Source organism: Gemmatimonadaceae bacterium, from assembly GCA_020851035.1.
Classification (GTDB): Bacteria; Gemmatimonadota; Gemmatimonadetes; order Gemmatimonadales; family Gemmatimonadaceae; genus JACMLX01.
The window spans coordinates 383635-403181 of sequence record JADZDM010000002.1; the positions used below are offsets into that span (position 1 = coordinate 383635).

Consider the following 19547-nt stretch of genomic DNA (forward strand, 5'->3'; position numbering starts at 1 on the left):
CAGTCGGTGCGGGTCTCCTACGCTCGCGTCCGGACCTCTGGCACGCCAGTGGGAGCGGCCCTGTCGGCGATGGCATCGACAACAGTGTCCACGCGGAAGGCGCGGAAGCACGGAAAGGCCGTTCCGCGACGCTGGGTCCAGTGTGGCTGGAATCGTCGCTGACGAGGTTCACGCAGAAGACGCGGACACGGTCGACGTCTCCACGAGCGCCATCGAAGCCGATGTATGTTGAGCGCATGCACGCCCTGACCCTACGCGCCGGCCCCGACGCGCTGCAGCTGATCCGGGAGCGCGGACTGCGCGCGGCTGACGTGGACATCATCCCCGCGGCTTCCGGCGGCCCGAAGTGGCTGGCCATCGCGGGGCTGGACCGCTTCCTCTTCGGCCGCTTCCTCACCGGGACACGGGAGCGACCGATGCACCTGATCGGGTCGTCGATCGGCAGCTGGCGCATGGCCTGCCTGGCGCAGCGTGAGCCGCTGGCAGCGCTGGAACGCGCCCAGCACGCCTACATCCATCACCAGCAGTACACCGCGAAGCCCGGCACCGCCGAGGTCACGCGCGTGCTGCTGGCCGTGCTCCGCACGCTGCTCGGCGACACCGGCGTGGACGAGATCCTCACCCATCCGTGGGCCCGGCTGCACGTGATCACGTCGCAGGGCCGCGGCCTGGCGAACACCACCTCGCGGACCGCGCTCGGCACGGCGCTCTCGCTCGCGGCGGCGCTGAACGCCGTGAGCCGTCGCACGCTGGCCCTGCAGTTCCGTCGCGTGATCTTCAGCACCCCCGGCGACGGATCGCCGCTCATCGCCCTGCACGACCTGCCGACGACGCACGTGCCGCTCACCCGGGCGAACCTGCCGCTCGCACTGCAGGCGTCGGGCTCGATCCCGATGGTGATCGACGGCGTGCGGATCGCGAGCGCGCCCGGCGGCCTGCACTGGGACGGTGGCGTCACCGACTACCACCTCGACCTCGCGTTCGCACCGGGCACCGGCCTGGTGCTCTATCCGCACTTCTATCCGCACGTGGTGCCCGGCTGGTTCGACAAGTCGCTGCCCTGGCGTCACGCGGCGGCGGCGAACTTCCGGCGCACGCTGATCCTGGCGCCAAGTGCGGCGTTCGTGGCGACGCTCCCGGGCCGGCGCATCCCCGACCGCCGCGACTTCCAGCGGATGACGGAAGCCGGACGGATCCACGCGTGGGAGCAGGTGCGCTCCGCCAGCACGGCGCTCGGCGACGAACTGGGTGACCTGCTCGCCGGCGGCAGGATTGCCGAACGCATCGACGGGTGGGGCTGAACGCCGCGCCACCCGTCGATGTGTTCATGTGCCCTGCGCCACGGAGTCCGGTCGCCGGCTACCAGCGCAGGTCGAACTCGTAGCCGTCGGCGCCGCCGCGCGAGTCATCGATGCGGATGACGGCCGTCCAGTTGTTCCAGGCGCGCGGGTACTCGGTGATGGTCACGTTCCCGCGGCCGGCGAAGCGGCGCAGGTCCAGCGGCAGCGGCGCCGCGGGCAGGCCGGCACCCGACACCGAGTAGCGGACGTTGTAGAGCGGGCGGCCGCTGCGGGTCACGAAGGAGACATCGCGGCCACTGATGCGGATCTCGGCCACGTCATCCACCGCACCGCTCCAGCGCAGCACGCCAGAGCCGAACGCCCCGCCCCGGCGGTCACGGTCGTCACGGCGGTCATCACGGCGACCGTCGTACCGGTCGTCACGGCGGTCATCGCGACGACCATCGTAGCCGTCGCGGTCATCGCGGCCACCGAACCCGCGCACCGGCTCCCAGGTCACGATCAGGCGGTAGCGATCCGCGCCCGAGGCCCGGTCACGCACGCGCACCCGCGCCGTGTAGCCGTTGAAGGCGGAGGGCTGCTCGATCACGTCCACGCCGCCACGACCGTCCTCCCGCTGCACCGACACATTGCCCACCATGCGCGGCAGCGCCTCGAGCACGCGGAATCGCGCATCGGCGTAGCCGTCGTAGCCGTCGCCGCGGGTCTCGACACTCGCGCCGCGCATGACGATGATCGCCTCGCGATCCACGGTGCCACTCCACACGAACAGCGGCCGGCCGTTCGCGGCGAAGGCGGGGGTGGCCGTGGCGGCGAGCAACAGTGCGCCACCCATGGTGGCGGCCAGCTTCGAACGAAGGCTCAGCATGATCAGGTCCTCACGACGACGCGAAGGGAAGCGGCGTGACGGCCCTGCGTCAGGGCCATCGGCGCGACGCACGCGCTCAGTGGTGCGGCGTCACCCACCGTGCAGTGCATCGCCGGTGCCGCACTGGCGCGGGGGGCGCCGGCTGACGCAGACGGTGACGTAACTCATTGCCAGGCAGCGTGTTGCACACCACCGGCTGGCAGCGGTGCGCCAGTCCCCGGCTTGCCGACTGTCCGAACGGGAGGACAGTCGGCGAGCGACAGGGAGTCAGTCGATCACGCAATGAGATGTGCGTTTTTCAATCATCGCGCGGCCGTTTGCCGCACGATGCGGACACCCATAGGTTCGCACCGTGACCACGCGCCCCGGGTCCACTCCCACGCGACGCCGACGGCTGCGCCGCCGATTGCTGCTGCCCGCGCTCATCGTGGCCTGCGTCCTCACGGGTCTCGCGTTCGTCCGGGCCGCCCAGCTCCGCCGCGCCCAGGAGGCGCTGGTCAAGGCGAATGCGCTGGCCACGGCCGTCTCGAGCAGCCGGGCCTTCGACGAGACCATCGCCGAGACGCAGGCCCTGCTCGTGAGCGTCAGCGAGCTGATCGACCTCGCGACACCGCCGGCCCGCGCCGACTCGATCCTCCAGCGGATCCGCGCCTCCGCCCCGGTGCCCTACCTCCACCTCGTCGTCGTGGCGCGGGACGGTCGCGTCATCGGGACCGCGCAGCCCCTCGCCATCGGCCGCGACGGCCGCGAACTGCTCCGCCAGCCGCTCTATGCGCGCATCATGGAGTCACGGTCCTTCTCGGTGGGCATCCTCCAGCGCGCACGCCTGCAGCCCGGCCAGCCGCTCATGCTGCCCTTTGCCATGCCGGTGTTCGATGCGGAGCGCCGGGAGGTGGTGGGATTCGTTGGCGCGTCGGTGCTGGTGGATTCGCTGGAACCGGTGCGCCGCGCGCGACGCCTGCCCGAAGGATCCGTGCTGACGATCATGGACTCGAGCGGCACGATCATCTACCGCACACTGGATCCCGACCACTGGATCGGGCGCTCGTTCCAGGGTGACACCGGGGTCGCCACCGACTTCCGCATCCGCGAGCGCGTCGGCTCCGGCCTGCGCTCCGCCGACGGCACGGTGCGCCTGGTCGGCACGCGGCGCATCGAGCGTGTGCCGTGGGTCCTGTACCTCGGCATCCCCCTCCGCCACACCCTCGACATCGCCCGCAACGAGTTCCTGCGTGACCTCGCCCTCGGCGCCGCGCTGACCATCGTGCTGCTCGCCGTCGGCTACCGCTCCACGCTCAGCGTGGCGGCACCGATCGAGTCCCTCACCAGCGACACGCAGGCCATTGCCGCCGGCGACATGATGCGCCGCTCCACCGTCGACTCCGACGACGAGGTGGGTGACCTCGCGCGCGCCTTCAACCGCATGGCAGACACCATCGTGCAGCGCAACGCCGAGCTCAAGTCCAGCCAGGACCAGCTCCTGCACGCCCAGAAGATGGACGCCATCGGCTCGTTCGCCGGCGGCATTGCGCACGACTTCAACAACTACCTGCACTCCATCATCGGCCACACGGAGCTGGCCACCATCGGCCTGCCGCCGGACGCGCCGGCGCGCGAGGACCTGCGCGAGGTGCTCTCGGCCGCATCCCGGGCGGCCGACCTGACCCGCCAGATCCTCGTCTTCAGCCGCAAGCAGGTCGTCGAGCCGCGCCTGCTGGACCTCAACTCCGTGGTGCGCGGCATCGAGCGCATGCTGGTCCGCATGATCGGCGAGAACCGTCAGCTCGAGCTGCAGCTCGCCGACCGGGTGCTCACGGTGCTCGTGGACCAGGGGCAGCTCGAGCAGGTCATCGTCAACCTGGTGGTCAACGCGCGTGACGCGACGTGCGACGGTGGCGTGATCACCCTCGCCACCCGGGCCGTCACCGGCACCGGTGCGGCCCGCACCGAGGCCACCGCGCACCTGCTCGTGCGCGACAACGGCACCGGCATGCCACCCGAGGTGCGCGAGCGGGTTTTCGATCCGTTCTTCACCACCAAGGAACGCCGCGGCGGCACCGGGCTGGGGCTCGCCATCGCCTACGGGATCATGGAGCAGGCGTCCGGCGGCATCGCCATCGACAGCACGATGGGCGCGGGCACCACGGTGACCATCGCGCTCCCGCTGCGCAGCGGCGAGGTGATCACGCCGGTGACCAGTCCGGTGGTGACCGGGTTCCTGCAGGGCCGCGGGCGGATCCTGCTGGCCGAGGACAACGCGGCGGTGCGCCGCAGCACGGAGCGCATGCTGCTCAATGCCGGCTACGAGGTCGTGTCGGCCGCCGATGGCCCGTCCGCCATGCACCAGCTCCGCTCGGAGGCCGGCGAGTTCGACGTGCTGGTGTCGGACGTGATGATGCCGGGCATGTCGGGCTCCGAACTCGCCGCGCTGGTGCGCGCCGCGCAGCCGGGCATCGGCGTGCTGTTCATCAGTGGCTACGCCGACGACGACGCACTCCAGGCGGAGCTGGCCAGCAGCGCGACCATCTGCGTTGCGAAGCCCTTCACGGCCGCCACCCTGATCGCCGCACTCAACAACGTGATGAAGTCGCGGGAGCTGGAGACCGCTCGGCCGGCCTGAGAGTGGGCGAACCGGCGCGCTCAGCCGGGCATCAGCCGTTCATCCGGCGCGTGGCGCTCGCGTGTAGCGAGACTCGATCGGCGTGAAGTACCGCACCATCAGCGCCACCAGGGCCGACCGCAGCCCGCTGCGTAACGGCTCCTCCACGGCCAGCATGTGGTCCAGCGCGGCATGCATCGTCACCACGCTCAGCGCCGCATGCACCGCCGCCTCGTCTGCGGGCATCCCCGGACACCGATGCATGATCAGCTCCTGCACGAGTTCCTGCTTGTGCCGGTCGGCCTGCAGCGACGCCTGGCTCTTTCCCCCGCCGACGGCGTCCGTCGCACGGCAGAACGCCATGTAGCCGGGATGTTCGCATCCCATCGCGGTGAAGGCATCGATCATCTGGGTGAACAGCACGTCCAGCGGCAGCGACGGATCCTCGATGCGGCGCTCGCGGCGCAGGATCGCCGTGGCCGTGGCCGAGTACCGATCGGCCAGCCCCGCCAGGATCGCGGACTTGTTCGGAAAGAAGTGATACAGCGACCCCACGCTCGCGCCGGCCCGGTCGGCGATGGCGTTCGTCGTGGCGGCGTCCACCCCGATCTCGCTCAGCACGAGCTCTGCCGCGTCGAGGATGGCCTCCACGCGCTGCTGCCCCCGCTTCTGCACTGGGAGCCGCACCGGCCGTGACTCGGCCGTCTTAAGTGCTTCCTTCGCAATGACTTCCGTCATGACCGCCTCCCTGTCCGAGACCGGCGCCCGGCCGCGCCGGACCGCACCCGGAAAATGGAAGATTCGCTCGGTATTGACAAGTAGAGCAGCGCTTCTAGTTTGGCAGGACGGAACTAGAGCGTCTGCTCGTTTTTCCCCCGCCTCCGACCAGCCATGCGACCAGCCGGCTCCCTCGCGCTCCTCGCCACCCTCGCCGCCAGTGCCCTGCCCGCGCAGCGCGCCGCGGGCCCCACCCCGCTCGATGCCCTCGTGCAGGAGGCACTCGCCGCCAACCCGCGCCTGCGGGCCGCCGCGCTCGCGGTCGATCACGACGCCGCCGCGCTGGGCGAGGCGCGCGGCCGGTTCCTGCCATCGGTGACCGCCAATGCGCGCGCCTCCACGCTCTTCGGCGCCACGCCGAACCTCGGCGCGCTGATCAACCCGGCCTACGCCGCACTGAACCAGCTCCTCGGCCAGAGTGCCTTCCCGACGAACATCACCCTCACCCTCCCGCAACGGCAGGAGGCGACGGTGCGCGTGGCGCAGCCGCTGTTCGAGCCGCGTGTGCTCGAGGGCGTCCGCATCGCGCGGGCCCAGCGCGACGCGAGCATCGCGGGCCGCGACGCGCAGCGGCGCCAACTGGCGGCGGACATCCAGCTTGGCTACCTGCAGTACGCCCGTGCCAGCCGCGCGGCGGAACTGTACGCGGCCACCGTGCCGCTGCTCGACGAGGCGCTGCGCGTGAGTGAACGGCTGCTCTCGGCCGGCAAGGTCACCCCGGACAACGTGCTCCGGGCGCGCGCCGAGCAGGCGGCCGTGGTGCAGCAGCGCGACGCGGCGCGCCAGCTCGCATCGGCGGCGCGACAGCAGCTCAACTACCTCGCCGGCCGGCCCATCGACGCCGACCTGCCCCTGTTCGCCGACACGCTGCTCGACTTCGAGGCCCGCTTCACGCGCGCCATGGACCTGCCTGCGGCACGCGCGCGTGCCCTCGATGCCCGCGAGGAGCTCACCCAGCTCGATCGCAGCAGTGACGCCGTGCAGGGGCAGCGACGGATCGCACAGGCGGCCTTCCTGCCGAGCGTGAACCTGGCCGTGGACTACGGCTTCCAGGGCAATGCCATCCGCGTGGGCCGGAACACCGACTTCGCGGTCGCGAGCCTGGTGCTGAGCTGGAACCTCTTCAATGGCGGGCAGGACCGCGCACGCATGGAGCAGGCGTCGCTCGGCCGCGCCCAGTTGGCTGCACAGCGCGACGATGCCGCGCGCAGCATCACGCTGCAGGTGACGGTGGCGCACGACGCCGCCGTGCTGGCACGCACCGCGATCGGCACCGCCGCCGATCGACTCGCGGCCGCCACCCGCACCTTCGAGCTCGTGCAGCGCCGCTTCGGCGAGGGACTCGCCTCGCAACTCGAGCTGCTCGACGCCCGCACCGCGCTCACCGGCGCGCAGGTCAACCAGCTCCTCACCACGTACGACTTCCACCAGCGCGTGGTGGAATTCGAACGCGCCGCCGCCCTCACGCCGATCCGCTGACGCCATGACACGATCCCATTCCATCCCGGCGCGCGCGCGGCGCCGAGTCCCGACGGCGACGAGGTCCGCCGGCATGCCGGCCGCCGTGGTCCTGCTGCTGCTCGCCGGCTGCGGGCGCGACGATGCGCCGAAGGCGGCGGTGACACCGACGGACGCGGGCGTGCCGGTGCGCGTGACGACGCTCGGGCAGGGCGGTGGTGCGGCCGGTCAGCGGCTCACCGTGAGCGGGACGCTGGCCGGCAAGGAGGAGGTGGCGCTCGCCTTCAAGATCGGCGGCGTGATCGCTCGCATTGCGGTCGATCCGGGCGACGCGGTGCGCGCCGGTCAGGTGCTGGCGGAGCTGCGCCCCACCGAGATCGCCGCGCAGGTCGCCAGCGCCGCCGAGGGGCGGAACAAGGCCGAGCGTGACCTCGCGCGTGTGACGCGGCTGTATGCGGACAGCGTGGCGACGCTCGAGCAGCTCCAGGATGCGCGCACCGCGCTCGAGGTGGCCTCCAACACGCAACGGGTGGCGCAGTTCAACGCTGACTATGCCGTGATCCGTGCGCCCGGCGACGGCATCGTGCTTGGGCGGATGGCCGAGCCCGGGCAGGTGGTGGAGCCGGGGCGGAGCGTGCTGTCCGTGCGGCGGAACGGGCGCGGGATGGTCGTGCGGATCGGGCTGCCCGATCGCGACGCGGTGCGGGTGCGGGACGGCGACGTGGCGGACATCACCTTCGATGCGATGCCGGGGGCGCACTTTCCGGGTCGCGTGACGCAGCGTGCCGCCGCCGCCACCCCGGGTACGGGTGACTACCTCGTGGAGGTCACACTCGGCAGCGCCGCACAGGCCCTCCCCACCGGCATGGTAGCGCGTGTGCAGCTCCTGCCGTCCCGCCAGCCGTCGTCCACGGGCGCGGCGCGGGTGTTGGTGCCGCTCGATGCACTGATCGATGCCGACGCCGATTCGGCGGCGGTGTTCGTGCTCAGCGCCGACCGTCGCTCCGTGCGCCGACAGCCCGTGCACCTTGCCGACGTGGCGGAGGCGCTGGAGACGGCGCTGGTGCCGGTGACCGCCGGCCTGGCCGGCACCGAGACGATCGTCACCGCCGGCGTCTCGCGGCTGGTGGACGGGACGAAGGTCCGCATCGTGGCGGCTCCGGCGGTGACGGGCCAGCCGTGAAGCTCATCGACTACTTCGTCCGCAACGCCCAGCTCACGCTGGTGCTGCTGTTCGCGCTGCTGGCCGCCGGCGTGCAGGCGCTGCTGACCATCCCGCGTGCGGAGGACCCGCTGATCGAGTTTCCCGGCTTCACCATCGTCGCCGTGAATCCCGGCGCGGCGCCGGGCGACGTCGAGCAGCTGGTGGTGAACCCGATCGAGAAGCGGCTCAAGGAGCTGTCGGACATCAAGAAGATCCGCACCACGATTGCCGACGGCATCGGCGTGATCTTCATCGAGTTCAACACCGGCACCGTCGTGCGTGAGAAGAAGGACGACGTGATCCGCGAGGTGAACCAGCTTCGCCCCACCCTGCCGCCGGAGCTGGCGTTGCTGGACGTGCTGGAGAACAGCACCGGCACGGTGAACATCCTGCAGTACGCGCTGACGTCCGCGACGGCACCATACGCCACGCTCGACGCGCGGAGCCGCGCCCTGAAGGACCTGTTCGCCTCGGTCCCCGGGGTGCGGGCGGTGGAGCGCGTGGGCGCGCCGGTGCGCGAGGTGCAGGTCTCCCTCGACCTCGGACGCCTCGGCGCCCTGCACCTGCCGCTGCACGCCGTCCTCGGCGCGCTGGGCAGCGAAAGCGCGAACGTGCCCGGCGGCTCGGTGGATGTCGGGCGCAAGCAGTTCGTGGTGAAGACCAGCGGCTCCTTCACGTCGCTGGACCAGGTGCGGAACACCGTGGTCGGTGGGACGGCCAGCCAGGTGGTGCGCCTGCGTGACGTGGCCGCCGTGCAGTGGGGCTACGCCGACGCCACGCACATCACGCGGCACGATGGCGAGCGTGCGGTCTTCCTCGCGGTGAGCATGCGTGCCGGTGCCAACATCACCGACGTCGCGCCCGCGGTGGCGGCCGTCGCGGACGAGTTCCGGCAGGCGCTGCCGGCCGGCATGTCCCTGCAGCAGGCGTTCGACCAGAGCGAGAACGTGAAGAGCCGGCTGGGGCGCCTGGTCGAGGACTTCGGCATCGCCATCGCGCTGGTCCTGCTCACGCTGCTCCCGCTCGGGCTGCGGGCGGCGGGTGTCGTGATGGTCTCGATCCCGCTGTCGCTGGCCGTCGGCACGGTGCTGCTGCAGCATTCCGGCTTCACGCTCAACCAGCTCACGATCGTCGGGTTCGTGATCGCGCTCGGCCTGCTGGTGGACGACTCGATCGTGGTGGTGGAGAACATCTCGCGCTTCCTGCGCCGTGGCATGCCGCGGCAGCAGGCGGCGATCGCCGCCACGCGGCAGATCACCCCGGCGATCCTGGGGGCCACCGGCACGCTGATCTTCGCGTTCGTGCCACTGATGCTGCTCCCGGGTGGCCCCGGTGACTACATCCGGTCGTTGCCGGCGGCGGTGATCTCCACCATCCTGGCGTCGCTGGTGGTGTCGCTCGTCGTCATCCCGTTCCTGGCCAGCGTCGTGATGCCCCGCGCCACCGATGTCCATGGCAACCGGGTGCTGCGATGGCTGGAGCACACGATCGATGCCACCTACACGCCGTTGCTGCACCGCGCACTGGCGCGCCCCGTGGCGACGCTCGGCGTCGCGCTGGCGCTCTTCGCCGGCTCGCTGGCCCTGATCCCCCTGATCGGCTTCTCGCTCTTTCCGAAGGCGGGCATCCCGCAGTTCCGTGTCACGGTGCAGATGCCGGACGATGCCAGCATCGCGCACACCGACAGCGCGGCACGCTTCGTCGAGCGTACGCTGCGCGCGCGCCCCGAGGTGGCGCATGTGCTGACCAACGTCGGGCACGGGAATCCCTACGTGTACTACAACGTCATGCCGGTGAACAACCGCGCGAACTTCGCGGAAGTGGTGGCCCGCGTCACGGCCTTCGATCCGCGGGCGACACCGCGGATGCTCGACTCACTGCGCACGATCTTCGACGGGTACCCCGACGGGCGCATCGCCGTGCTGGAGTACGAGAACGGCCCGCCGCTGGAGGCGCCGATCGCCATCCGGTTCCTCGGGCCGGACCTGGACACCCTGCGCATGCTGGCGGGACGGTTCGAGCGGCTGCTGGCGGCGATTCCGGGCACACGGGACATCGACAACCCGCTCGGCACGCGCCGCTCCAACATCCGCCTGACCGCGGACCGCGCCCGCGCCGGCCTGCTGGGCGTGCAGGTGGTGGACGTCGACCGGGTGGTGCGACTGGGGCTGGCCGGCCTGCCGGCGGGGCGGATCCAGGACACCGATGGGGAGGCATACGACGTGACCGCCCGGCTGGCGCGCAGCGGCCGCGCCACGCCCGGCGCGCTGCGACAGCTCTACGTGCCGGCCCAGACCGGGGCCCACGTGCCGCTCGCCCAGGTCGCGACGCTCTCGCTCGAGAGCGCCCTGCCCCGCATCGATCACTACGACACACAGCGGAGCGTCGCCGTCACGGCGGAGGTCCGCACCGGGTTCAACACCGACCGCCTCACCCGCATCGCGATGGACTCGCTGGCCTCGTGGGAGCTGCCCGCCGGCTACCGATGGCGTGCGGCGGGAGAGATCGAGAGCCGGGAGCAGAGCTTCGGCGGCTTCGGCGGCGCGATCCTGCTGGCGACCTTCGGTATCCTCGTCGTGCTGATCCTGGAGTTCAAGACCTTCAAGAGCATGCTGATCGTGGCGTCGGTGATCCCGCTTGGCGTGATCGGCGGCATGGTCGGCCTGTTCCTGAGCGGCTACACGCTGAGCTTCACCGCGATGATCGGCTTCGTGGCGCTGATCGGCATCGAGATCAAGAACTCGCTGCTGCTGGTGGACTACACCAACCAGCTGCGTGCCGCAGGCGCCGGCATCGACCATGCGATCGAGGAGGCCGGCCGGGTGCGGTTCCTGCCGATCGTCCTGACCACCGCCACCGCCATCGGCGGCCTGCTGCCGCTCGCGCTGCAGGGGTCGAGTCTCTACAGTCCGCTCGCGATCGTGATCATCGGCGGGCTGGTCTCCTCACTGCTGCTGTCGCGGCTCGTCACGCCGGTGCTGTACAAGCTCCTGCCGCCGGCGGTGGACGCAGCCGACGACGCGGACGCGGCGCAGGCGCTGGCCATGGCCCTGCCGTGAGGTGCGCGACCTGGTGGCCTGTAATCGAAGTCCGGATAGCACACCGCCGGCCGGGGCGCCTGGTTGGCCAGGCGAACACCGCAGCAATACCAGCGGTATTGCGGGGATCTTCAACGCCGTCAGCCGGGATGCCCCGACCGGCGAGTGCGTCCGGAACGTCGATCACACGCCACTAGAGCCCCACCCCGCTGCCCGGCTTCTCCCGGCGGTACTGGCGCAGGTCGTGCCACCACTGCGTGCAGGCGGCGGTGATGGCATCGGTGGCGGCGGTGAGCCGTGCCGGCCCGGCGCCGCCCACGCGCACCCACGGCTTGCCGAGCCGCTCGAGGTGGAACATCAGGCGATCGTGGAACCAGTCACGGTCGCTCGACATCACGCGCACGCCGTCGGCCACCCAGGCGATGTCGGGGTCGCAGAGGAGGTACAGGTCGATCGGCTGGCGTGCGGCCACTTCCCAGACGTGGGCTGGCACCGGCTGCCGCAGCCACTCGGTCCAGATGGCGGTGACGATCGCCTCCGTGTCGCTCACGCAGAGCCCGCGGGCGCGGCGCTGCGCGTCGCGGATCAGCACCTGCTGGCCGTCGGTGACGAGGATCGCGTCCAGTTCGGTCCACTGGTGGTGCGGCACACCGGTCGTGAAGGTGCGCCCGTACTCGTCCACCCAGGCCGTGTCGTAGACGTGCGCGATCTGCTCCGAGAGCGTGGACTTGCCCACCGATTCGCCGCCCACCAGCGCGACCGTCCGCACGAACCAGGGGCGGGCGGCCGGCGCCAGCAGGTCCCAGTGCCGCCAGGGGTCCTGCCGGATGTCCGCTCCGTGCACCTCGTGCCGGCGACGGTCCACATGCACGAACTCGGCACCGAGGCCGGCGGCGATGCCGTGGTGATCCGGGTCGCCGGCGAAGACGTGCGTGACCTCGGGGGCGAGGATGTCGAGCGCCGCGATCCACTCCGCCGTGTTGCCCCGGTCCTCGCCCGGCCGCGGCGGGAGCGCCGATTCCGGCACCACCACGCGCGCCCAGGGGCAGCTCTCCACCAGCCAGCGCCAGCGCACATCCCACGGGATCGGGTCGTCCCAGCGGCGTTCGAGCACGATCGTGGTGCGTTCGCAGCGCGCGCGCGCGGCCTCGAACAGCGCCAGGTGGCCGCGGTGCACCGGCAGGAACCGGCCGACCATCAGGGCATGTGACATCAGGGCGGGGCGAGGGGCGGGCGGCACCGGCGGGGCCGCCGACGGGACTGGCGCCAGGGCGAGGGCGCGTCCGGGGGAAGAATGCACGGCCGGCGCGGTGTGCGGAATCTCGGGGCTCGATCGTCCTCGGGCGGTACGGCGGGGTAGACGCGCCTCGCCGGGGCGCGGCGCGTGTCGCGTCGCACCACGCCGCACCACACGCCGGACCGCCCTGCCCCAGATGCCCGCCAGACCACTCGTCCTCCCTGCCCGCCCGGCGACGCCGCTGTCGGTGCCCGCGATCACGCAGGCGCCCGACTCGGCCATCCCGATCGCGGAGCTGCTGGCGGCGCTGTCGCATGCGCTGGACCTCACCGAGGGCGCGCCCGCCGGCCACACCCTGCGCAGCTGCATGATCGCGATGCGTGTCGCCGACGACATCGGGCTGCCGACCGCGGACCGGACGGCGCTGTACTACGCCATGCTGCTCAAGGACGCCGGCTGCTCCAGCAACGCGGCGCGCATCACGGCGCTCTTCGGCAGCGACGACCACGCGGTCAAGCCGCGGATGAAGATCGTGGACGCCAACCATCCGCTTCGCCTGGCCGTCGAGACGTTCCGCAACGCCGGTGGCGGGCGCGGCCTGCGCAGCCGCATCGCGCACTTCATGGGGATCGCGCGCGGGGGCGGCGTCACGCGGGAACTCATCGCCATCCGCTGCGAGCGCGGCGCCGCGATCGCGCGCCAGATGGGATTCCCCGAGGCCACCTGCCGGGCCATCCGGTCACTCGACGAGCACTGGAACGGGCACGGCCATCCCGAGGGGCTGCGCGAGCGCGCGATCCCGCTGCTTTCGCGCATCGCCAATCTCGCCCAGACGATCGACATCTTCGTCGGCGCACAAGGTGTGGATGCCGCCATGCGCATGGTGCGCGACCGCCGGAAGAGCTGGTTCGATCCCCAGCTCGCCGACCTCGTGCTCGGCTGGCGCGGCGACACCGCCTGGTGGACCTGGCTGCGCGACACGGCACCAGAGCTCGAGGTCACGGCGATGGAGCCCTCCGACCCGCAGCGGATGGTGAACGACCGCGGCCTGGACCTCGTCGCGCAGTCCTTCGCCGACATCGTGGACGCCAAGTCGCCATTCACGTACCGGCACAGCACCAATGTCGCGCGCTGGGCCCGGGCGATCGGGACCCGCTTCTTCCGGAGCGAGACGGAGCTCGTGCGCCTCTCCCGCGCCGGCCTGCTGCACGACGTGGGCAAGCTCGGGGTCTCCAACACGATCCTCGACAAGGACGGACCGCTGGACGCCACCGAGCGCGAGCTGGTGCAGGCGCACCCCATCCACACGTGGGAGATCCTGCGCCGCGTGCGCGTCTTCTCGGGGTTCGCGAAGATCGCCTCACTTCATCACGAAAAGCTCGACGGCAGCGGCTACCCGTGGGGCGTGCCGGCGGAGGGGCTGGACCTCCAGGCGCGGATCCTGGTGGTGGCCGACATCTTCGAGGCGCTCACCGCCGACCGGCCCTATCGCGCCGGCATGCCGATCCCCGCCGCACTGGCGCTGCTGGCCCGCGACCGTGGCACGAAGCTCGATCCGCAGGTGCTCGATGCCCTCGAGGATGCGTCAGGCGAAATCCCTCTCCAGCCGGCGTCGCCGTCGGGGATGTGACCGTGCGGTGACGGGACGGGTCGACGCTGGGCCCCGGACAGGGCATCTTGCCTGCTGCCCTGCCCTGTCTTCGACCTGATTCGCTCATGACGCAGTCCCCGATCACGATCCACAAGTTCGGCGGTGCCGCACTGGCCGATCTGTCCGCCTTCCGCCACGCCGCGACGATCGTCGTGCTGCACGGCGGTGCCAGTCCCGTCGTGGTGGTCTCCGCCATGCGCGGTGTGACCGACGCGCTGGCCGCTGCCGCCACCGCCGCGCCGACCTCCGCGCGGCGCACGCTGGCCAGCCTCGCCGCGCGGCATCGCGCGGTGGCGAAGGGCATCATCCCGGACCGCGCTGCACGCGCGACGCTCGATGCGGCGATCACGGCGGTCTTCGACGGCCTCGTGGCCACCTGCACCGCGCGCCGGCGCGGTGCGCTCACGCCGCCGGACCTGGACTTCGTCATGTCGCGCGGCGAGGTGCTGGCGACGGCGCTCATGACGGCCGAGCTGCGCGAGCGCGGGCGCACCGCCGTCGCGATCGATGCGGCGAAGCTGGTGCACACCGATGGCGTGGCCGGCAACGCCTCCCCCGACGTCCCGAAGACGAAGGCGGCGGCGGCGAAGCTCGTGCTCCCGGTGCTCGCGCGTGGCGCGATCCCGGTGGTGCCCGGCTTCATCGGGCGCGGGCGCCGCGGTGGCGTGGTGACGCTCGGCCGCGGCGGCACCGATGTGACCGCGACACTGCTGGCGCGCGTGCTGCACGCGCCCACCGTGATGCTCTGGAAGGACGTGCCCGGCCTGCTCACCGCCGATCCGCGGATCGTGCCGGATGCGCGACTGATCCCGTCGCTGCACGTGCGCGAGGCGGCCGAGCTGGCGTACCACGGGGCCAAGATCCTGCATCCGCGCGCACTGATCGGGCTCCCGGCCACCACCCGGCTCTACCTGCGGCCACTGGCCGACCCGACCGCGCCGGGCACCGAGATCTCGTCGTACGCCACCGTCGGGAAGACGCAGCGCGGCAAGCCGGCACTGCCGGTGAAGGCGCTGGCGGTGATCACCGACCAGGCGCTGGTGACGATCGTCGGCAACGGCATGGCCGGCCTTCCCGGTGTCGCGGCCCGCGCCCTCGGTGCGCTCGAGCAGCTCGACATCTCGGTCTCGCTGATCTCGATGGCATCGTCGGAACACAGCCTCTGCATCGCGGTGCCCGGCAGCGTGGCGAACGCCGTCACCCGCGCCTGGTCGGAGGTCTTCGCGGCGGAGCTCGCGCGTCGCGACATCGAGTCGATCGACGTGCGCCGCAAGGTGGCGACGCTCGCGATCGTCGGGCTGGGCATGGCCGGCACGCCGGGTGTGTCGGCCCGGCTCTTCGACGCGCTGGCGCAAAGCCGCGTGAACGTGGTGGCGATCGCGCAGGGCGCCAACGAGATGAACGTGTCGGTCGTGATCGACGACAGGGCGGCCGCCGTCGCGCAGCGTGCGGTGCACGCCGCCTTCCGCCTCGACAAGATCGGCGGCGGCGATGCCGGCGCGCGGCTCCACGCCGACGTGATCGTGCTTGGCTTCGGCCTCATCGGCCGCGAGCTCGCACTGCAGCTCGCGAAGCGCCGCACCCCGGAGGGAGGCCGTCTCACGGCGCCGGTGCGGGTGGTGGCGGTGATCGACCGCAGCGGCTACGTGTTCGACCCGCGCGGCCTCACGCCGCGCAAGCTCACGCAGCTCGCCGAGGCGAAGGCCGCCGGCAAGCCGCTGGCGGTGCAGGCGGATGGCGTGCGCTCCACCGACGAGGCCGCGCTGCGCGCCATCGCGACCCACGCGCTCGAACGCCCGATCCTGGTGGATGTCACGGCCTCGGAGACGAGCGCCACGCTCGAGACGGCGATCGGCGCCGGCATGGACCTCGTGCTCGCCAACAAGCGTCCGCTGGTGACCTCCGGCCGCAACGGCAAGGGCCTCGCCCGCCTGGCGGCCGCCCGCGGCCGCAGGATGCTGCACGAGGCCACCGTCGGCGCCGGACTGCCGGTGATCGACACGATCAGCAAGCTCGCCGCCTCGGGGGACCGCATCCTGCAGATCGAGGGGTGTCCCTCCGGCACGCTCGGCTTCCTGTTCAGCGAGATGTCGCGGGGCACGAGGTTCTCGGTGGCGCTGCAGTCGGCGATGGCGAAGGGCTACACCGAGCCCGACCCGCGTGACGACCTGTCGGGCATGGACGTGGCACGGAAGGCGCTGATCCTGGGCCGGCTGCTCGGCTACGGCGGGGAGCTGGCCCAGATCAAGGTCGAGTCGCTGGTGCCGGTGCCGATGCGCAAGCTGCCGCTGGCGGAGTTCCTGGCCCGCGCGCCCGAACTCGATGCGGCATGGGCCACGCGGGTGCGCGACGCGCAGGTGCGCGGCGAGGTGCTGCGCTACCGCATCATCGTCACCAGCAAGGAGGTGCGGGTGGGCGTGGTGGCGGTGGATGCCAGCAGCCCGCTCGGTGCGCTCGGCGGCACCGACAACCTCTTCTCGTTCACCACCACGCGGTACCGCACCAACCCGCTCGTCATCACGGGGCCGGGCGCGGGCGCGGGTGTCACCGCCGCCGGCGTGTTCACCGACGTGCTCACGCTGGCCGAGCAGCGATGAGCGCCAGCGTGCAGGTCTGCGACGCCTGCGGGGCCCGCGCGAGTGCACTGGATCCGCGGGTGGACTGCGGCCAGTGCGGCGGGCTGCTGCACCTGGAGCATCCGCAGCCCCCCACCTGCACCACCGCGCTGCGCGAGTTCTTCGACGTGCGCCTGCTGCCGGCGCGCGGACCTCGCGGAGCCGGTCCGGCGGACAGCGGCGTGTGGCGCTTCCGCGAGCTGGTGATGCCCGGCGTCCGGGATGCCGACATCGTGACGCAGGCCGAGGGCAACACGCCGCTGCTGGCGCGGGCACGCGTGGCGCAGTGGGCGGGGGTGGAGGAACTGCTGCTCAAGCACGAGGGACACAACCCCACCGGCTCGTTCAAGGATCGCGGCATGACGGTGGCGATCACGCAGGCGAAACGGATCGGCGCCACGGCGGTCGCCTGCGCCAGCACGGGGAACACGTCGTCGGCGCTCGCCTCGTACGCGGCGCTGGCGGGATTGCGCGCGCTGGTGCTGGTGCCGGCCGGCAAGGTGGCCCTCGGCAAGCTCTCGCAGACCATCGCCTACGGCGCGCAGACGCTGCTGGTGCGAGGCGACTTCGACGACTGCCTCCGGCTGGCGCGCGAGGCCTCCGAGCAGCTCGGCGTCTACCTCGCGAACTCGATCAATCCGTGGCGGCTCGAGGGCCAGAAGACGATCATCTTCGACCTGCTGCAGCAGCTGCGCTGGGTGTCACCCGACTGGCTGGTGCTGCCGGCGGGGAACCTCGGCAACACCGCGGCGTTCGGGGCCGCCCTGCGCGAGGCGCTGCGGCTGGGCCTCATCGATCGCGCGCCGCGCCTGGCCTGCGTGCAGGCGGCCGGCAGCGCGCCGTTCGCCGCCAGCTTCCGCGACGGCTTCGCCACCCGGCACACGGTGCGTGCCGAGACGATCGCCACCGCCATCCGCATCGGTGATCCCGCCAGCTACGATCGCGCCGTGCGGGCGATCCGCGAGACCGACGGCGTAGTGCTCTCGGTGCGGGACGACGAGCTGCTGGAGGCGAAGGCGGTGATCGACGCCAGCGGCGTGGGTTGCGAGCCGGCCAGCGCCGCCAGCGTGGCCGGTGTGCGTGCACTCGTGCGTGATGGAACCATCCGGGCCGGGCAGCGCGTCGTGGCGCTGCTGACCGGGCACATGCTCAAGGATCCCGAGGTCATGCTGTCATACCACCGCGAGATGGAACCGCCGCCGCCGTTCGCCAACCGCAGCATCGAGATCGATGCCAGCATCGAGGCCCTCGCGCGCGTGCTGCGCGCCCCCGCGGCGGAGGCGCCGTGAGCGGCAACATCACCATGCGCGCCACGGTCAGCGTGCCTGCCAGCACCTCCAACCTCGGCAGCGGCTTCGACTGCGTCGGCATGGCGGTGGACCGCTGGCTGACGGCGTCGGTGAAGGTCGGTGACGGGGTGGTGGGCGTGCGCATGTCGCGGGCCGGCACGCTGGCTGGCCTGCGCCTCAACGCGAAGGACGATCTCGTCTACGAGGGGTTCGCGGCTGCCTGTGCCCGGAAGGGCCAGGAGGTGCCGTCCGGGCTGGCGTTCGACGTCACCTCGACGATCCCGGTGGCGCGTGGGCTCGGCTCGTCGGCGGCCGCGCTGGTGGCCGGCGCGGCGCTCGCCGACATCGCGCTCGGGCTCGGGCTCGGGCGTGACGGCGTCGCCCTGCTGGTGTCACAGATCGAGGGGCATCCCGACAACGCCGCACCGGCCTCGTTCGGCGGTGCGATGCTCGGTGTCGCACGCAACGACGCCACCGCCACCGCCCCCTGCACCTATGCGTTCTCGACCCTGCGTGTGCATCCCACGCTGGCCTTCATCTTCGCCGTGCCGCCACTGGAAGTGACCACGGCGGCGGCGCGTGCGGTGCTGCCGAAGACCGTGCCATTCGGTGACGCGGTGATGGCGGTGCAGCGGAGCGCGGCGCTGGTGCATGGCCTGGCCAATGCCGATGCCGACCTGCTGGCGCGGGCGCTGGACGACGTGCTCCACGTGCCATACCGCCGCGAGCTGGTGCCGGGCTACGACGACGTGGTTGCCGCGGCGCGGGCCGCCGGTGCGTTCGGCGCCACCCTCAGCGGCAGCGGGTCCGCCCTGCTGGCGGTGAGCCACCGGGTGCACGCCCCGGCGGTGGCCGGTGCGATGGCGGGTGCCTTCGCCGCCAGCGGGCTGGAGGCGGAGACGTTCGTGACCGAGGGGGTCGTGCGGGGGCTGGAGCGAACACCGGCCTGAACGGCATCGAAACCCAGGCACGGCCGTCCCCGTAGGCTCCATCAACCCTCACCATCGGTGCTGCCATGATCGCTGCCCTGCTCCGGCTCTTCGCGCTTCGCCCCATCCTCGCCGGCAGCCTGCTCGGCATCCCGGTGCTGATGCTCATCCTGCTCGGACTGGCCACGGCACTCTTCCTCAAGCTGCTGCTGGTGGCGGTGCCCGTGATCGCGGTGTTCTGGCTCGTGCGTCGCTTCCTGCGCACCACGCAGGCCGAGCCCGTGCAGACGCTCTGACACCGCCGGTGGCGGATACCGCGACGGCCGCGTCCCGACGGGGACGCGGCCGTCGCGTGTTTCAGGGCACTCCGAGCGGCATTGCCGTTCGGTGCGATCAGCGGAAGATGTCGAAGCTGCCCAGCAGCCACCACAGGAAGAGGAATATCAGGACGGTGCTGAAGCAGCCGCCACCGAGCTTCTTCGCCCCGTAGCCGGCCGCGACGCCACGCAGCAGTTTGCTCATCGGTTCACTCCAGTCGTCGGGGAGGATGCGCAGTCACGCGCGGAGGACAGGGGCGCGCC

Annotated in this window: 13 protein-coding genes; 10 read left to right on the plus strand and 3 right to left on the minus strand. The window is 71.8% G+C overall.

Annotated elements, in window-relative coordinates; all coding sequences use genetic code 11:
* Positions 1-221: 221 nt before the first annotated feature.
* A complete protein-coding gene (locus IT355_02375; GenBank protein ID MCC7052084.1) occupies positions 222-1301 on the plus strand; it encodes a patatin-like phospholipase family protein in 1080 nt (359 codons plus the stop codon).
* 58 nt (positions 1302-1359) lie between these two features.
* Here the strand turns inward: IT355_02375 and IT355_02380 are convergent, their stop codons facing one another.
* Positions 1360-2169 (minus strand): hypothetical protein, encoded by an 810-nt coding sequence (locus tag IT355_02380; protein MCC7052085.1) that lies wholly within the window; start codon positions 2167-2169, stop codon positions 1360-1362.
* Positions 2170-2521: 352 nt separating this feature from the next.
* On the opposite strand from IT355_02380, the gene IT355_02385 reads away from it, so the two are divergent.
* Complete coding sequence (locus IT355_02385) at positions 2522-4789, plus strand: response regulator (GenBank protein MCC7052086.1); 2268 nt, start codon at positions 2522-2524, stop codon at positions 4787-4789.
* A gap of 39 nt (positions 4790-4828) precedes the next feature.
* Here the strand turns inward: IT355_02385 and IT355_02390 are convergent, their stop codons facing one another.
* Complete coding sequence (locus IT355_02390) at positions 4829-5506, minus strand: TetR/AcrR family transcriptional regulator (GenBank protein MCC7052087.1); 678 nt, start codon at positions 5504-5506, stop codon at positions 4829-4831.
* 153 nt (positions 5507-5659) lie between these two features.
* Between IT355_02390 and IT355_02395 the strand changes: the two genes are divergently transcribed.
* From IT355_02395 to IT355_02405, 3 genes are all read left to right on the plus strand, one after another.
* On the plus strand, positions 5660-7024 hold the full coding sequence (locus IT355_02395; GenBank protein MCC7052088.1) for a TolC family protein: 1365 nt from the start codon (positions 5660-5662) through the stop codon (positions 7022-7024).
* A 73-nt stretch (positions 7025-7097) separates the two neighbouring features.
* Complete coding sequence (locus tag IT355_02400) at positions 7098-8186, plus strand: efflux RND transporter periplasmic adaptor subunit (protein MCC7052089.1); 1089 nt, start codon at positions 7098-7100, stop codon at positions 8184-8186.
* Positions 8183-11266 (plus strand): efflux RND transporter permease subunit, encoded by a 3084-nt coding sequence (locus tag IT355_02405; GenBank protein MCC7052090.1) that lies wholly within the window; start codon positions 8183-8185, stop codon positions 11264-11266. The genes IT355_02400 and IT355_02405 overlap by 4 nt, the downstream gene beginning before the upstream one ends.
* 172 nt (positions 11267-11438) lie before the next feature.
* Here the strand turns inward: IT355_02405 and IT355_02410 are convergent, their stop codons facing one another.
* Complete coding sequence (locus tag IT355_02410; GenBank protein ID MCC7052091.1) at positions 11439-12458, minus strand: AAA family ATPase; 1020 nt, start codon at positions 12456-12458, stop codon at positions 11439-11441.
* Positions 12459-12678: 220 nt separating this feature from the next.
* Here IT355_02410 and IT355_02415 point away from each other — a divergent pair, with 220 nt between their 5' ends.
* From IT355_02415 to IT355_02435, 5 genes are all read left to right on the plus strand, one after another.
* Complete coding sequence (locus tag IT355_02415) at positions 12679-14112, plus strand: HD-GYP domain-containing protein (GenBank protein MCC7052092.1); 1434 nt, start codon at positions 12679-12681, stop codon at positions 14110-14112.
* An 86-nt stretch (positions 14113-14198) separates the two neighbouring features.
* Positions 14199-16730: an aspartate kinase gene (locus IT355_02420; protein ID MCC7052093.1), complete on the plus strand. Its 2532-nt coding sequence runs from the start codon at positions 14199-14201 to the stop codon at positions 16728-16730.
* Positions 16727-18037 (plus strand): threonine synthase, encoded by a 1311-nt coding sequence (gene thrC, locus IT355_02425; GenBank protein MCC7052094.1) that lies wholly within the window; start codon positions 16727-16729, stop codon positions 18035-18037. The genes IT355_02420 and thrC overlap by 4 nt, the downstream gene beginning before the upstream one ends.
* Positions 18034-18987, plus strand: a complete 954-nt coding sequence (thrB, locus tag IT355_02430; GenBank protein ID MCC7052095.1) for a homoserine kinase — start codon at positions 18034-18036, stop codon at positions 18985-18987. Before thrC ends, thrB begins: the two co-directional genes overlap by 4 nt.
* Before the next feature lie 65 nt (positions 18988-19052).
* Entirely contained in the window at positions 19053-19262 is a 210-nt protein-coding gene (locus IT355_02435; protein ID MCC7052096.1) for a hypothetical protein, read from the plus strand.
* The last annotated feature ends 285 nt before the right edge of the window (positions 19263-19547 follow it).